Raw genomic sequence first — 14,712 nt, 5'->3', positions numbered from 1 at the left:
CTGTCCCCGGCCTAGACCCGTCTCCGGCCCCGCCGGAGGACCCGCCCCGTCTGGAGGCCCCCACGTGACCGAAACCGCCGACGCCGCCGGACCGCCGGCCTACCCGATGCCGCGCACCTGCCCCTTCGCGCTGCCCGAGCAGTACACGCGGCTGCGCGAGGAGGAGCCGCTGGCCCGCGTCCTGCTGCCCACCGGGCGGGAGGCCTGGCTGGCCACGCGCTACGAGGACGTACGCCGGCTGTTCACCGACGCCAACCTCAGCGCCGACCGGGTGCACCCCGGCTTTCCGGCGCTGCTCAGCGGCCAGCAGGCCATCGACCGCAGGGGCTTCCTGCCGTGGATGGACCCGCCGGAGCACACCACCTACCGCCGGATGGTGATCAGCGAATTCACCGTCCGCAAGGTCGAGTTGCTGCGCCCGGCGGTCACCCGGACCGTCCAGGAGTGCCTGGACCGGATCCTGGCCGGGCCTCGCCCGGTCGACCTGGTGCAGGAACTGTCCCTGCCCGTACCGTCGTTGACCATCTGCGAGCTGCTGGGCGTGCCGTACGAGGACCGGGAGGTCTTCCAGTCCAGGGCCCGGCTGATGACCGACCGCAACACCAGCGGCCCTGACCGGCTCAACTCGCTGGTGGAGCTGCGCGCCTTCCTGCACGGCCTGGTCCTGCGCCGGCAGGCGGACCCGCAGGAGGACCTGCTCAGCCGGCTGGCGGTGCGCTACCGCGAGGCCGGCGTGGAGGACGCCGAGCACCTGACCGGGATGGCGCTGCTCATCCTGGTGGCCGGCCACGAGACCACCGCCAACATGATCTCGCTGGGCACCGCGTACCTGATCGAGCACCCGGAGTTGAAGGACTCGCTCGTCAAGGACCCGTCGCTGGTGCCCAAGGCGGTCGAGGAGATGCTGCGCTACTTCAGCATCTCCGACCACTCGACCGGCCGGGTGGCGCTGGCCGACATCGAGGTCGGCGACGCCACCATCGCGGCCGGCGAGGGTGTGCTGCTGTCCAACGCCGCCGCCAACCGCGACGCCCGCGCCTTCGAGCGCCCCGAGGAGTTCGACCTCTTCCGCGAGTCGCCCTCCCACGTGGCCTTCGGCTACGGCATCCACCAGTGCCTGGGCCAGAACCTGGCCCGTCTGGAACTGGACGTGGTCTTCACCTCGCTGCTGGCCCGCCTGCCGGACCTGCGGCTGGCCGCTCCGCTCGCGGAGCTGCCGTTCAAGAACGACACGATCATGTACGGCCTGCACGAACTGCCCGTCACCTGGTGAACACCGCTGCAGAGAGGGACCCACAGCACATGTCCAAGACCATTGCCGTATTCGGAGCCGGAACCGGCCTGGGGCTGGGCGTCGCCCGGCGCTTCGGCCAGGAGGGCTTCCGGGTCGCGCTCGTCGCCCGTACGCAGTCCAAACTCGACGCCTTGCGAGCCGAGTTGGAGAGCGAGGGCATCGAGGCGGACACCTTCACCCAGGACCTGGCCGACCACACCGCGCTCGCCGGCACCGTGGCGGCGATCAACGAGCGGTTCGGCCGGATCGACGTGACGGAGTACAGCCCCGCGGGCATCACCGAACGGCCGGTCGCCACGCTCGACCTCGACCTCGCGGGGCTGCAGCCGCAGCTCGACGTGCGGCTGCTGGCGCCGATCCGCCTGGTGAACCTGGTGCTGCCGCAGATGCTCGAACGCGGCGACGGCGCCCTGCTGTTCGGCCTGGGCGCGGCCGGCACCAACCCGCTGCCGATGATGAGCAACGTCGGCATCGCCTTCGCCGGCCTGCGCAACTACCTCAAGACGCTCAACGAGTCGCTGGCGCCCAAGGGCATCTACGCCGGCGGCCTGACCATCGGCGCGCTCATCGAACTCAGCGAGGCGCAGCGCCAGTTCGACGGGCGCCCCACCAGCGCGCAGGCCGTGGGCTTCGAGCCCGAGCGGGTCTGGCCGAAGGACCTGGCCGAGACCTTCTGGGACATGTACGTCAAGCGCGACCGCTACGAGGACACGATCGGCACGTACTGACCGCCGGCCGCGACACGCGGACGGGCGGCCGCACCCCACAGGCCAGTGGGGTGCGGCCGCCCGTCCGCCGTTTTCAGCCCACCTGTTGGGGCACCTCGGGCGCCGCCGACCCCAGTGACGGCACCGCGGCGCCCAGCCGCAGCATCGAGCGCACCATCGCGTCGCAGCGCATGAACCCGATCGGGTTGAGCCGGGGGAAGCCGGCCGGGCCGAAGCCCGCCGTCCACGCGCCGACCGCGAAGAGCCGCGGGTGCGCGGTGCCGTCGGCGGCCAGCACCCGCTGGTCGGTGGCGTGCACCGCGAGCTTGCCGGAGCTGAAGGCCGGCTGCCCGGGGGCGTCCCGCAACTGCTCCTCGGTGCACGCCCCGCGCTCGTACAGCCGGTGGACGAGCGCGTCGCGGTTGCGTACGACGCTGGCGGTCGGCAGCCGCGCTTCGAGCAGCGCGGTCGCCGCCACCTCGACGGGCGCGTTGGCGCCGCGGGCCACGAAGACCCCGCGGTCGGCGTCGGGCACGATCTCCAGGCCGCCGCCGAGGAAGCGCACCACGCCCGCCCGGCCCAGCGCGAGCAGCTGTTCGGCGCGCGGTCCGGGCGGGCCGCTGCCGATGTAGCCGAAGAAGTCGTGGAACCACGGGTCGAGTTCCCTGGTGCGCGAGCGCGCCGACAGCCGGTTGGAGCTGAGCAGCTGGAAGATCGGGCCCATGCTGTTCATCAGGGCCTGGATCGCCGCGAGGTCCTGGCTGTAGCGCTGGTCGCCGCGCCGCGCCAGGTCGGCGGTGACGTGGTCGAGGATCAGCTCGTGCAGCCGGTCGGGGCTGTCGAGCCGTACGCCCTCCAGCGGGTATTGCAGCGCCGGCAGGTCGAAGCGGTCCGCGGGGTCGGGCACGCAGTCCGCGACCACCGCGTCGACACGGGCCCGGTCGGCGGGCAGGCCGCTGCCCAGCAGCCCGAAGACCTCCTCGACCTCCTGCCACGGGCGGGTCACCCGGTCGGGGTGGCCGGTGAACAGCTCCTGGTAGTGGGCGAGTTCCATCTCCGCGTGGATCAGCGGGCGGATGTCGAGGCCGAAGTCCACCGGCTCGGGCCGGGCGATCAGCTCCTTGGCGACCTGCGCGGTGAGGAAGTGCGGTGCGGGCTTCTCGCCGAGCAGCTGGTTGTATCCCAGCTTGCTGCGGTAGGGCACCCCGCGCCGCGACCCCGCGTAGAGCACCGGCTCCCGCCCCGACGGCACGTACTGCAGGGTGCCGCCGGCGTCCCGGGTCCACGAGCCGCCGCGGCCCTCGGTGAGCAGCACCAGGTAGTCGACGAAGGACAGCGCGAGGCCCCGGACGATCACCGGTTCGCCGGGCCGCAGCACGTCCAGGTCGGCGTCCGCGGCATATTGCGCCGGCAGATACGTCAGGCCGTGCTCCGCCGCGAAGCGGGCCAGTTCGAGGGCCGGCGGCGCCGGCTCCACATCGTGGTGGCCCTGCGCCAACAGCACCGCGTCGGCAACCAGTTCGGCCCCCGACTCCAGCCGTACGACGGTGCGGTGCGCGTCGTCGACCAGTTCGACGGCGGTGTCCGCGTGCGTCACCACCTCGACGTTGGACGGCGCACCGGCCACCAACCGCCGTACGACACTGGACAGATACGCGGCCAGGGTGCGGCGCGAGGGGTAGAAGCGCGGGTGCGCCCTGACCACCTCGTCGGCCACCACCGGGTCGGCCAGGTCCTCCGGGGTGGCCGTGCGGGCCCAGTCAAGGATCGCCGGGCCCGGCGGCTTGGGGCCCTCGCAGGCCATGTTCTCGTCCGGGAAGACGGTGATCGCGGCCATCGGGGTGTTGGCCCACATCAGGGCCGACTGCTCCTGCCGCCACACCCGCCCGCCGCCGTGCGGGTGCGGGTCCACCAGGTGCACCCGCACTGGGCGGTCGGGCACCAGTTCGGGGATGTTGGCGCAGATCCGCTCCAGCAGCGAGGTGCCCGCGGGACCCGCCCCGACGACCACCACGGTGAAGGGCGCGGAGCCGTCGGCGCCGGTCGGCGTCCGGGTGCCTGGGATGCCTGCCGCCACCGCGGGGTGCACCGCCGTCGCGGTGCCTGCCTTGTCCGCCGTGCTTGCCTTGTCCGCCATGTCAGCGCGGTCCGCCTTTCCGTCGAGCGCCGGTCAGTTGGTGCGGGTGGAGCCCGACGGGATGTCGGCGAGTACGTCGGCCGCCGGTGCGGCCTGGCGGTCGTCGTCCGGCGGGTAGGCCTCCAGGCCGTCCTTGATCGCGGTGAGCAGGTCGGCCGCCTCCGCGCCGTCGATGACCCGGTGGTCGAAGGCGAAATTCAGCCGCATCACGGGGGCGACGGCCAGCGCGCCGTCCCGTACGACCGGCCGGTCGGCGATCTGCCCGACGCCCAGGGTGACGGTGGTGCCGCCGACCGAGTGGAAGCCGTTGACCGGGCGGTGCCCGAGGGAGGTGATGGCCACCGTGCCCAGCGTCTGCGGGCGGCGCCGCAGCGAGCGGGTGGTCAGCCGGAAGAGCGGCAGTCCCACGAACCGCGGCAGCTTGTGCAGCACGCGGACCGCGCCGAACTCCGTCATGGTCTGCGGGTCGCCGTCCCTGAAGTGCGAGATCCGCTCCTGGATGGCGGGCAGGCCCGCGGTGTCCACGTCGGGCACCACCGTCGCCAGCACCACCCGGTGGCCGTCGAGGGTCTTGTCGAGGGTGATCTTGGCGTGCACGCCGTCGTAGCGGGCCAGCCGCGGCCACAGCCTGCCGCGCAGCGCCGCGTTGGCCTCCGGGTGCGCGGCCAGCGCGCGCCCTGTCGCCTCGGCGACGTAGCTGACCACCGAGTAGCCCGGGTGCGCGGCCCGGTGCCGCAGCACCCGCCCCATGTCGACGTCGGTGTCGAGGAAGACCGGCGAGAAGGCGCGGATGGTGCCGGTGAAATACTGGGTGTGGCGGCGCTGGCGGACCTCGGGACCGATCTTCACCGCCGCACCTCGCACCCGGTCGCACGGACCTGCATCGTGGGTAAATCCCTTCGTCTCAGACCATCTCGACCGCGAAGCCGGCCTTGATCCACTTGCTGGACTCCACTGACACGCCCACCGCGCGGGATCCCGGGGTGATCTGCGCCAGCAGCTGTTCGAGCTGGAAGAACGGGGTGGCGTTGCCGTTGTTGCCGACGTCCCGGACGCAGGACACCTCGGTCGCCGCCGGCAGCGCCATCAGGTCGACGATCTTGGTCGTCATCCGCCCCGACAGCTGCGGCGGCAGCAGGAAGTCGACCTCGTCGCGGTCCCAGCCGGCCTCGTCGAGCAGGTCGTCGAGGATCTCGGCGGCCATCACCGGCACCGACTCCTCGATCGCCTTGTAGTCCTCCTCGGCGGGCGGGCGGGTCGAGTCGCGGTCGGAGGGGCCGAACCAGTGCACGGTCTGCCCCGGCGCCCGGTCCAGCCCGGTCAGCTGGGTGAACAGCCGGCGCACGGCCAGCGATCCGGGCACCGGCTGCGTGTCGAGCACCAGCGCGCCCGCCCCGTCGCCGAACAGCACGTAGTGCACGAGGTGTTCGGGCGGCAGGGTGGCGAAGTCGACGTCGAAGTCGTAGAAGCGCGCGGTCACGTCGCCGCCCAGCACCAGCGCGTTGCGGTACGCGCCGGTCGACAGCAGTTGCTGCGCCACGTGCATCGCCTGGAAGGCCCCGGTGCAGCCGGACTGCAGCTGGTAGGTGGGCACCCCGTTGATACGCAGCCGGTCCGCGACCACGTTGATGGTGGCGGGCATCAGGTCGTCGGGGGAGGCGGTGCCCATCACGACCAGGTCGACCTGCTCGGGCGCCAGCCCGGCCCGGTCCAGCGCCCGGCGGCCCGCGGTCTCGCACAGGTCGGCCAGGGTGGCGGCGGGCTTGCCGCTGTCCAGGTCGATCGCCAGGTGGCGGGTCCTGGTGCCGATGAAGGTCTCCACCCACTCCTCCCACTGGCCCGGCATCCGCAGCCGCTCCCCGAGGGTGGCGTTGTCGACGGGCGGTCCGGGCAGGGCGGTGCCGACCGACCGTATGTGGACGGCGCCGGCGCCCGGCGCTCCCGTGTTCGCACTCAGCGCGGCCATCGCGTCAGCCGCACAACGTGATCTCGACCTGTGCCTTCTCCGAGGGCACCGGCGGGTTCGACAGCGGCGGCAGCAGGCGCCAGCGCCGGTAGCCGACCTTGCCCGCGAAGTCGCCGCTGGTGCCGGTCGCCGAGAAGTTCAGCCATTCGCCGGCGATCATCCCGTCGCGGTCCAGGCGCTTCGCGCTGTCGCTCAGGGTGCCCTGCGGCAGCTGCACGGTCTCGTGGTAGTCCGTCAGCAGGTGCCCGTCGGAGGGCCGGATCGCCACGATCGTGACATATCCGAGCGCCTTGCCGACCACCGAGCCGTCGGAGCCGAAGATGGTGTCGGTGTAGACGGCGGTGTCGCCGACCTTCTGCATCGGCGGGGTGCCGGCGATGTCCGAGCCCACCGTGTCGTACTTGACGGTCTGCTCCAGGACTCCCCGCACGCTCACGCACGACGAGTGGCGGCCGTTCAGGCCGACCGCCGCGCTCGCGGCGGACGACTCGGACACCACGGCGACCGAACAGCCGAGCAGTGCCGTGGCCAGGACGATGTTCGTACGACGACTGGCTGACCAGAGCCTCATGGACATCCTTAGGACGGGCCGGTTCGATTCCGGCGGGCGGTGGGGGCGGGAGCCGGGTGTGTGGCCGGGCGGGTCCATGGTCGAAGCGGCGGCTTGGGCAGACCTAAAGCGCCGGCCCCGAGCGGTCAGCCGTCGACGGCCAGCGTGTAGATGTGGCCCAGCGTCGGGGCCTCCAGGACCGCGGGCAGCGGAATGCGCCGTCCGGTCTCGCGCTCCAGCACCGCCAGCAGCGACAGCAGGTGGACCGAGTCCCAGCCGGGCACCTCGTCCAGCCCCAGGGCGGCGTGCTCGGCGGTCACCGGCAGGCCGATCTCGTCACGTACCAGTGTGACGAAGTCGTCGATGTCGTTCATGGGACATGTCCTCCAGGTGCCGGGAGCCGTGGGCATGGGCCGACGGCAGCTTCCGCCCCGCGGCTTGGGCGGCGCTGAAGCCGCTGCCCGCGGGCCCCACGAGAGGCGCGTTCCGGAACTCCTGTACGTACCCCGAACGGACGTAGGTACTTTCTCGGATGTGGCCCTGTAGGGGGGTCTGCGATCGTGGCCGGGTGGAGCGGGGCGCGGCCGGCAGGCATCGCGCCGCACCAGACCACCGTTCGCGGGGCGCGGGTAAGCCGAAGCGGGGGACCCGCCGGCTCTTTGTGTGCCCTGGACCGTCAGGAGTGCGCCATGAGATTCGAGATGTTGGGCAGTCTGCGCGCCGTCACCGGGGCAGGACCGGAGTCGGTCAGCGCGCCGAAGGTCGAGACGCTGCTTTCGGTGCTGCTCATCCGAGCCGGCCAGGTGACGTCGACCAGCCAGCTGGCCGACGAGATATGGGGTGATCTCCCGCCCCGCCGCTTCACCGCCGCGGTGCACGTGTACGTGTACCAGGTGCGCAAGTCGCTGGCGGCCTGGTCGGGAGCGGCCGAGCCTGACGAGGAGCGGCTGACCACCCGCCCGGCCGGGTATGTGCTGCGGGTCGACCCGGGCGAGCTGGACGTGGCGGACTTCCGCGAGCTGGCCGCCGACGGGCGGGCGCAGGCGGCTTCCGGGCGCCACGAGGCGGCCTCCCGCAGCTTCGCCAGGGCGCTGTCGCTGTGGCGCGGCCCCGCGCTCGACGGCCTCGGCGGCGGCCCGATCGTCGAGGAGTTCGTCCGCTGGGCCGAGGAGGCCCGGCTGGAGTGCGAGGAGCTGCGGATCGAGCAGGAGCTGGCGCTCGGCCGCTACGACCGGCTGATCGCGCCGCTGCGCGTCCTCACCGCCGAGCACCCGCTGCGGGAGGGCTTCGCCCGCCAGCTGATGCTGGCGCTGCACCTGGCGGGCCGCTCCTCGGAGGCGCTCACCACCTACCGCGAGGTCAGCCGCACCATCGACCGCGAGCTGGGCCTCGAACCCGGCCGCGGCCTGCGGGAGTTGTACGCCACCGTCCGCGACGCCGACCAGCCGCTGGCGCCCGTCGCCTGAGCGGCGGCGGCGCCCCGGACCGCGGGACCGGGCACTGGAGCCGGGAAGCGGGGCAGGGGCCGAACGGAACGTCCGGGCGGCCGGCAATCGGAACGTCCGGGCGGGCGCGAAACGGAACGGGCCGGACGGTGTGAACACCGTCCGGCCCGTTCCGCGTGCGGTGCGCCACCGGTTGCCGCGGGGGAGCGTGGCTACACGGTCCGCACCGCCGTGGCCAGCCCGCCGTTCGGGCGGCCGGTCACCGGGCGGCCGTAGCCGGCGGCGGCCTCGGCGCGATCGTGCAGCGCGGGGTCCCAGCCGTGCTCGGCCAGCCACTCCAGGGTCTGGTCGCCGAGCCCGCCCTTGACCAGCTCGTTGAGCTTGGCCAGCGCGGGCACCGCCTTGGCCTCGGTGGCGGCCGAGGCGCGGCCGGTGTTGGCGTGCTCGAAGGTGATGCGGCTGCCGGCCGGCGACAGCGCGCCGATCGTCTCCAGCAGCAAGGCCGCCTCCTCCGCCGTCAGGTAGATCAGCAGGCCCTCGACCAGCCACGCGGTGCGCACCGCGGGGTCGTATCCGGCCGCCTTGAGGTCGTCCTGCCAGGACTCGCGCAGGTCGGCGGGGACGGGGATGCGTATGCAGCCGGGCTTGGCGCCCTCGGCGTCGAGCACCTCCTGCTTGAACTCCAGCACCTCGGCGAGGTCCACCTCGAAGACCCGTGTCTCCGGCGGCCACTCCAGCCGGTAGGCCCGCACGTCCAGCCCCGCGCCGAGCACGACCACCTGCCGGCAGCCGGCCGCCGCGGACTCGGTGAGGTAGTCGTCGAAGAAACGGGTCCTGATGACCACGTTGAACTCGATGACCGCCTTCCACGCCGCCAGTTCCGGCGTCTGCTCTTCTGCCTCCGGCTCGTCGCCGAGCGCGGTCCGCAGGAAAATCCCGGCGAACTGGTCATCGAATAACCGGTCCGCGCGGGCGGATTCCTTCGCCCGGACCTGTGCGACTTCGATGGCGGTACGTGCCAGACCTGAACGCATTCTCAATCCTCCGGGAAGGGGACGGGGAAGAGGGCATGAAGAGGTGGAAAGGGACGGGAAACGGCGTGGCGGGAGAATGCCCGCGCCGGAAGGGCGATACGGGAATAGCGACGGCTTTCGGGTCGTGCGGCATTAGCGCCGAGCCGTACGGCGCCGCGCTGCTTCTACGGCGTGGGTGCTGGGGAGGTTTGCGGCGCGGGCACGCCAGAGGACGGCCGGGCCGGGCGCCGGGTGCGCCACCGGGCGTCTTCGTCCGGACGCACCGCATCGGCGGCGGGTTCCCGACGATACAGGGACTGCCCCCGTTTACTCAAGGCCCAAGCTGAGAAGCCTCTACGGGCCAGGTCCGTCTATCATGGAGCCAGCGCCCGACCGGCGGGATCGCCGGCCTCGGCAGGCCCTTTCCAGCCCTCCGGCCCGTCCCGGAGCCACGCAGCAGGGGAAGTGCACATGACGCCCACCGCCGGCACCGCGGGGCCCGCGACCCCGCGACCGATGCGGGCGGACGCGCGCCGCAACTACGAGCGGCTCCTGGCCGAGGCCGGGCTGGCCTTCGCCGAGCACGGCGCGGACGCCTCGCTCGACGACATCGCCAAGCGCGCCGGTGTCGGCAATGCCACCCTCTACCGGCACTTCCCGAACCGGGAGACGCTCCTGGAGGCGGTCTACCGGGACGAGATCTCCCAGCTGCGCGACCTGGCCTACACCTCGGCGCCCGAGCAGGACGGCGGCGCCCAGGAGGCGGTCGACGCCCTCACCGGCTGGCTGCGGGCCTCGATGTCGCGCAGCAGCGCGCACAACGGGCTGAAGGGCCTGTTCACGCTGGTGCTGCGCGACCAGGGCGCCGAGCTGGGCTCCTGGTGCCGGGAGACCATCACCTCGGCCGCCGGATTCCTGCTCGCCCGTGCCCAGGGCACCGGTGCGATCCGCTCCGACCTGGACGCCCTGACCCTGCTGCGGCTGGTCAACGCGATCACCATCGCGTCGGAGCAGAGCGGCAGGCCCGATCAGGCCGACCAGATGATGTCGCTGGTCATCGACGGGCTGCGGACCCGCTGACCGCGCTGGGGTCCGTATCCCCGGCGGCGCCCGCGTCCGGCAAGAGCACGTCGGCCAGGATGCGGTAGGAGCGCACCCGGGTCTCCAGGTCGTGCACCATCGTCAGTGCCATCAGCTCGTCGGCGCCGGTCGCCGCCAGCACCTCGTGGGCCTTGTCGCGTACGGTCTGCGGGCCGCCGACCAGGTGGGAGGACAGCCGGTCCTCGACGAAGTCGGCCTCGTCGCGGGAGTAGGAGAACTTCGCGGCCTGCTCGGGGGTCGCGTGCAGGTCGCTGATCCCGCGGGTGCGCTGGAGCAGCGAGGTGAGCATCATCGGCCCCGCCAGCCACCGCGCCTCCTCGTCGGACTCCGCGGCCACCACCATCGAGGACACCGCCACATAGGGCTGGTCCAGGACGGCCGACGGCCGGAAGCGCTCGCGGTAGAGCTGGACGGCAGGCCCCGCGAGAGCCGGGGAGAAGTGCTGGGCGAAGGCGAAGGGCAGCCCGAGCAGGCCGGCCAGCTCGGCGCTGTAGCCGCTGGAGCCCAGCAGCCACACCTGGGGGTCGGCGTCGAGAGCGGGCAGTGCCCGCACCGGCGGCTGGCCGGCGGCCTCGTCGTCGGCGGCGCCCAGGCCCGCCTGCGACGGGCCGAAGTAGCTGAGCAGCTCGCCCAGCCGCCCGGTGAAGTCGTCGGCGTCCGCGGTCCTGCGCAGCGCGTGCGCGGTGATCCGGTCGGCGCCCGGTGCCCGGCCGAGCCCCAGGTCGATGCGGCCCGGGTGCAGCGCCTCCAGGGTGCCGAACTGCTCGGCGATGATCAGCGGGCTGTGGTTGGCCAGCATCACCCCGCCGGAGCCGACCCGCAGCCGGGAGGTCGCGCCGGCGATCAGGCCGATCAGCACCGGGGGCGAGCAGCTGGCGATGTTGTCGATGCCGTGGTGCTCCGCCACCCAGAACCGGTGGTACCCCAACGCGTCGACACGCCGGGCCAGTTCGACGGTCTCGCGCAGCGCGCGGGCCGGTGAGGAGTCCACGAAGACGGGGGAGACGTCCAGGACGGACAGGCGCGGAGCGGGGCGGGCATTCATGCGGTCGGTCCTCCACGGGTGCGGAGCGGGGCCGGTGCCACAGGCGTCGGCACCGGGGCGCTACAATACGGGGACAGTCCCCGTTAACGCAATCGGGGCGTTTAACCGTCCGACTTTGGGCAGTCTTGCTGGTATGCCAGGCGGAGCCGGCCCGCAAAACGGTGTAAAAGCCGCGGACGGTTCCGACCTGGTTGTATCGCGGCGACTCCATACGGGGAGGAGGCGAGTCTGCTGCTGACGTCCATCCACGGGTACGGCGGCAACCTCTGTGACCGTTCCGGAGCCCGCCGTCCCTGTCCGGGCGGCAGACCGTCGGACCGTCCCGCTCCGGCATATCGCGCCCGCGCGCGGCGGCGGCTGAAAGCCGATCAGGAATTTGACGTCCTGAACCCCGACGATGTGCACTGTTACCCTTCATAGGGTTTTGAGAACATAAGACAACCTGCCGAATGATCACTCTGTGAGTCGACCGTCGACGTCGCATCGGAGGATTCGAAAATGCTCTCCACCGTCCCTGGTGAGTCGAGCCACGGCCGTATAGTCCGCAGCAGCGAATATCACAGACTGACCGGAATCCTCCAGGAGTTGGCGGACGGCAGAGGCTCGGTCTCGGCGATCGGCGGCGACCCCGGAACGGGTAAGACCCGGTTGCTGACCGCGCTGAGTGAGGAAGCCAAGCGGCGCGGCCTCGTCGTCCTGCGGGCCGGCTGCGGCGGCGCGAACGCCGCCGACATGCCCTACCAGGCCTTCATCGAGGCGCTCGGCGGCTGGCACGGCACCAAGCCGGTCGTGCTGCACCCCTCGGCCGCCCGCCTGGTCGCCCGCCTCACCGAAGGCTCGGGCGAGGACGTCCAGGGCGCCAACTGGTCGAAGTACGGCGGCGACCGCTGCCGCTTCTACGCCGGGATGCGCCGGATGCTGGCCGAGGTGCTGGCCACCGAGGCCCACCGCGGCGTCCTGCTGCTGCTCGACGACTTCCACAGCGCCGACCCGGGCTCCCTCGACCTGGTGGAGACCCTGCTGGACTGGCCGGTGGAGGAGCCGCTCGCGGTGGTCCTCGCGCACCGCCCCCGGCAGAGCCCGCTGCGGATGCACGCGCTCCTGGAGCGCGGCGCCGAGCTGGGCGCCCTGCGGAAGGTCGAGCTGGAGGCGCTGTCGCTGCCGCAGACCGCCACGCTGCTCGACATCCCGCTGCGCGCGCCCGAACTGCGCGAACTGCACCGCCGCAGCGAGGGGATACCCCTCTACCTGACCGCGCTGGCCGCCGCCGAGATGTCGGCGTCCGAGGTGCCCGCCTGGCAGCGGATCAGCGCCCGGCTGCTGGCCGAGACCGACCAGCTGGCCGACCGCGACCGCGAGGTGCTGGCCGCGGCGTCCGTCGTGGGCGACCACTTCGACACCGACACCGTCGCGCAGGCCGCGGGCATCCCCTTCGGCCGCACCTGCGACAGCGTCACCACCCTCGTCCAGCACGACCTGATCCGCACCGCCGAGGACGGCATGCTGGCCTTCCGCCACCCGCTGCTGCGCCAGTGCGTGTACGAGACGATGGACGCCTGCGAGCGCAGCGGCGCCCACCGCAGGGTGCTCGACTGCCTGAGCCGGCGCGGCGAACCGCCGCTCGAACTGGTCAGGCACGTCGAGGGCGCCGGCAGCGAGATGGAGCCCGCGGACGCCGTCATCCTCGCCGCGGCCGCCGAGGAGGCGCTGCACCGCGAGCGGGTGCACGACGCCGGCCGCTGGCTGGCGATGGCGATGCGGCTGTCCCGGCAGGGCGGGTCCGGCGATGTGACCGAGCGCATACGCCTGCCGGTCGCGCGGGCGCTGGCCGCCGAGGGCCGGCTCGCGTCGGTGCGCGAGGTGCGGCGCGAGACGCTGCTCACCGTGCCGGCCGACGCGCACGGCGAACGCGCCGCGGCCGTCGCCTGGTTCGCCACCGTCGAGACCCTGCTCGGCAATCCCGCCGAGGCCCGCTCGCTGGTCACCGGCGAGGTGCACCGGCTGCGCGGGCTCGACGGCGGCTCGCCGACCGACGCGCTGCTCGGCATCCAGCACGCCCTGGCCCGTGCGCTGCGGGGACTGACCCTGCTGCCCGGCGAGTTGGACGCGGTGCTGCGCGCCGCCGCCGCCGACCCCCGCGCCCGCGGCGGCGCGCTGGCGCTGCGCGGCCTGGCCGAGGCGCTGTCCGGCGGCGACCGGGTGCGCGCCGCCGCCACCTTGTCGGAGTGCGCCCGGGTCGTGGACGCCACGCGGGACGAGGGCCTGGGCCTCGGCCCCGAGCGGCTCGGCGTCCTCGGCTGGGGCGAGGCGCTGATCGGGCGGCACAGCTCGGCCGCCGGCCATCTGGAGCGGGCGGTCGCCGCCGCGCGCGGCACCAACGACGTCCACCTGCTGCCGATCCTGCTCACCGGTCTCGCCCTGGTGCGCTGCCGTCTGGGCGGTGTCGCGTCGGCCCACGAACTCGCCGGTGAGGCGCAGAGCGTGGCCGCCGCGACCGGCGCCGCGGAGCACGCCGGGCTGGCCCGTGTGCTGAGCGCCGCCTCCGGCGCGTTATTGCGCGTCCCGGACGTCGGCGGCATCACCTCGGAGATCGACGACCTGTGCAGCCCCGAGGCGTGGTGGCGCCCGCTGATCGCCCTGCTGCTCGCCGACGCGGCGGCGGTCAAGGGCGACCTGGCCGTGGCGCAGGACCTGGTGCTCGCGGGGGGCGGCGGGGCCACACTGCCGACGATGATCCCGTGCATGGCGGCGCACGCCTACGAGGTCTTCGCCGCGGCGGCCGTGCACGGCGTCGACTGCAGCGAGGAGTGGGCGGAGCGGGCCGCGGCGGTCGCCGCCGACCTGCCCGCGGAGCGGGCCTACGCGCTGATGGCCTCCGGCCACGCCCGCGCCGACCTGCCCGCCGAGGCGCTGCGGGACTACGAGACGGCCTTCGAGCTGTTCGCCGAGGCGGGCATGGTCTGCGAGCAGATGCGGGCGCTGCTCGCCGCCGCCCCGCACGCCGCCCGTACGGGCCAGGGCCCGCGGGCCCTGCGGATGCTGGACAATGCCGAGCGGCTCGGCCGGCGGCACGGCGTGGTGGCGATGTGCGAGGAGGCCAGGCGCCGCCGCCGGGAGCTGGGCCGGGACGGTACCGGCGTGCTGGCGGGCGGCACCGCCGCGCTCGGCGAACTGACGCAGCGCGAGAGGGAGATCGCCCGGCTGGCCGGCGAGGGGCTGAAGACCAGGGACATCGCGGTGCAGCTGCAGATCAGCCCGCGCACGGTGGGCGTCCACCTGACCCGGATCTACGCCAAGCTGAACCTGGGCTCGCGCGCCGCCCTGGCCCGCTTCATGGCCCAGGTGGCCTGACGGGAAGGCCGCGGGGACGGCCGGCGGCGCAACCGCCGGTCCCCGCGCGGCCGATGACGGCGTACCCGCGGTCGGCCGCGGGTACGCCGTGCTCCGGGTGCCC

12 protein-coding genes are annotated in these 14,712 nt (G+C 73.2%); 5 read left to right on the top strand and 7 right to left on the bottom strand.

Translation table 11 applies throughout. The annotated features are described in order from the left end of the window. The first annotated feature begins 64 nt into the window (after positions 1–64). The gene (locus tag OG900_03725; protein WUH89341.1) at positions 65–1,273 is read left to right on the top strand and encodes a cytochrome P450; all 1,209 of its coding nucleotides are present in this window, start codon (positions 65–67) and stop codon (positions 1,271–1,273) included. Positions 1,274–1,302: 29 nt separating this feature from the next. Further along, on the top strand, positions 1,303–2,022 hold the full coding sequence (locus tag OG900_03720) for an SDR family NAD(P)-dependent oxidoreductase (protein ID WUH89340.1): 720 nt from the start codon (positions 1,303–1,305) through the stop codon (positions 2,020–2,022). Positions 2,023–2,095: 73 nt separating this feature from the next. On the opposite strand, the gene OG900_03715 is transcribed toward OG900_03720, so the two are convergent. The 5 genes from OG900_03715 to OG900_03695 all read right to left on the bottom strand — a co-directional run bounded on the left by OG900_03715 (position 2,096) and on the right by OG900_03695 (position 7,028). Further along, positions 2,096–4,138: an FAD/NAD(P)-binding protein gene (locus OG900_03715; GenBank protein ID WUH89339.1), complete on the bottom strand. Its 2,043-nt coding sequence runs from the start codon at positions 4,136–4,138 to the stop codon at positions 2,096–2,098. A 33-nt stretch (positions 4,139–4,171) separates the two neighbouring features. Further along, entirely contained in the window at positions 4,172–4,987 is an 816-nt protein-coding gene (locus OG900_03710) for a 2-oxo acid dehydrogenase subunit E2 (GenBank protein WUH89338.1), read from the bottom strand. Between the two features lie 55 nt (positions 4,988–5,042). Further along, positions 5,043–6,104 (bottom strand): 3-oxoacyl-ACP synthase III family protein, encoded by a 1,062-nt coding sequence (locus OG900_03705; GenBank protein WUH89337.1) that lies wholly within the window; start codon positions 6,102–6,104, stop codon positions 5,043–5,045. 4 nt (positions 6,105–6,108) lie between these two features. Then, entirely contained in the window at positions 6,109–6,675 is a 567-nt protein-coding gene (locus OG900_03700; GenBank protein WUH89336.1) for a hypothetical protein, read from the bottom strand. 125 nt (positions 6,676–6,800) lie between these two features. After that, positions 6,801–7,028 carry an acyl carrier protein gene (locus OG900_03695; protein ID WUH89335.1) on the bottom strand — a complete coding sequence of 76 codons (228 nt, stop codon included), beginning with the start codon at positions 7,026–7,028 and terminating at the stop codon, positions 6,801–6,803. A 315-nt stretch (positions 7,029–7,343) separates the two neighbouring features. On the opposite strand from OG900_03695, the gene OG900_03690 reads away from it, so the two are divergent. Continuing rightward, positions 7,344–8,120: an AfsR/SARP family transcriptional regulator gene (locus tag OG900_03690; protein ID WUH89334.1), complete on the top strand. Its 777-nt coding sequence runs from the start codon at positions 7,344–7,346 to the stop codon at positions 8,118–8,120. A gap of 191 nt (positions 8,121–8,311) precedes the next feature. On the opposite strand, the gene OG900_03685 is transcribed toward OG900_03690, so the two are convergent. Then, the gene (locus tag OG900_03685; GenBank protein WUH89333.1) at positions 8,312–9,133 is read right to left on the bottom strand and encodes an SAM-dependent methyltransferase; all 822 of its coding nucleotides are present in this window, start codon (positions 9,131–9,133) and stop codon (positions 8,312–8,314) included. 450 nt (positions 9,134–9,583) lie between these two features. Between OG900_03685 and OG900_03680 the strand changes: the two genes are divergently transcribed. Then, positions 9,584–10,192: a TetR/AcrR family transcriptional regulator gene (locus OG900_03680; GenBank protein ID WUH89332.1), complete on the top strand. Its 609-nt coding sequence runs from the start codon at positions 9,584–9,586 to the stop codon at positions 10,190–10,192. Here the strand turns inward: OG900_03680 and OG900_03675 are convergent. Then, positions 10,167–11,258 carry an LLM class flavin-dependent oxidoreductase gene (locus OG900_03675; protein WUH89331.1) on the bottom strand — a complete coding sequence of 364 codons (1,092 nt, stop codon included), beginning with the start codon at positions 11,256–11,258 and terminating at the stop codon, positions 10,167–10,169. The two genes, OG900_03680 and OG900_03675, sit on opposite strands and share 26 nt — an antisense overlap. 498 nt (positions 11,259–11,756) lie before the next feature. Between OG900_03675 and OG900_03670 the strand changes: the two genes are divergently transcribed. Then, entirely contained in the window at positions 11,757–14,609 is a 2,853-nt protein-coding gene (locus OG900_03670; GenBank protein WUH89330.1) for an AAA family ATPase, read from the top strand. Positions 14,610–14,712: the final 103 nt, after the last annotated feature.

This window comes from Streptomyces sp. NBC_00433, assembly GCA_036015235.1.
Classification (GTDB): Bacteria; Actinomycetota; Actinomycetes; order Streptomycetales; family Streptomycetaceae; genus Actinacidiphila.
Note: the sequence above shows the minus strand (reverse complement) of the source record. Positions and strands in the feature narration are given on the sequence as shown.

What these genes read in the sequence shown, in the direction of transcription:
- OG900_03720 (WUH89340.1), top strand. Translation starts at nt 1,303, where the DNA reads ATGTCCAAGACCATTGCCGTATTCGGAGCCGGAACCGGCCTGGGGCTG.
- OG900_03715 (WUH89339.1), bottom strand. Translation starts at nt 4,138, where the DNA reads ATGGCGGACAAGGCAAGCACGGCGGACAAGGCAGGCACCGCGACGGCG.
- OG900_03705 (WUH89337.1), bottom strand. Translation starts at nt 6,104, where the DNA reads ATGGCCGCGCTGAGTGCGAACACGGGAGCGCCGGGCGCCGGCGCCGTC.
- OG900_03700 (WUH89336.1), bottom strand. Translation starts at nt 6,675, where the DNA reads ATGAGGCTCTGGTCAGCCAGTCGTCGTACGAACATCGTCCTGGCCACG.
- OG900_03695 (WUH89335.1), bottom strand. Translation starts at nt 7,028, where the DNA reads ATGAACGACATCGACGACTTCGTCACACTGGTACGTGACGAGATCGGC.
- OG900_03690 (WUH89334.1), top strand. Translation starts at nt 7,344, where the DNA reads ATGAGATTCGAGATGTTGGGCAGTCTGCGCGCCGTCACCGGGGCAGGA.
- OG900_03685 (WUH89333.1), bottom strand. Translation starts at nt 9,133, where the DNA reads ATGCGTTCAGGTCTGGCACGTACCGCCATCGAAGTCGCACAGGTCCGG.
- OG900_03680 (WUH89332.1), top strand. Translation starts at nt 9,584, where the DNA reads ATGACGCCCACCGCCGGCACCGCGGGGCCCGCGACCCCGCGACCGATG.
- OG900_03675 (WUH89331.1), bottom strand. Translation starts at nt 11,258, where the DNA reads ATGAATGCCCGCCCCGCTCCGCGCCTGTCCGTCCTGGACGTCTCCCCC.
- OG900_03670 (WUH89330.1), top strand. Translation starts at nt 11,757, where the DNA reads ATGCTCTCCACCGTCCCTGGTGAGTCGAGCCACGGCCGTATAGTCCGC.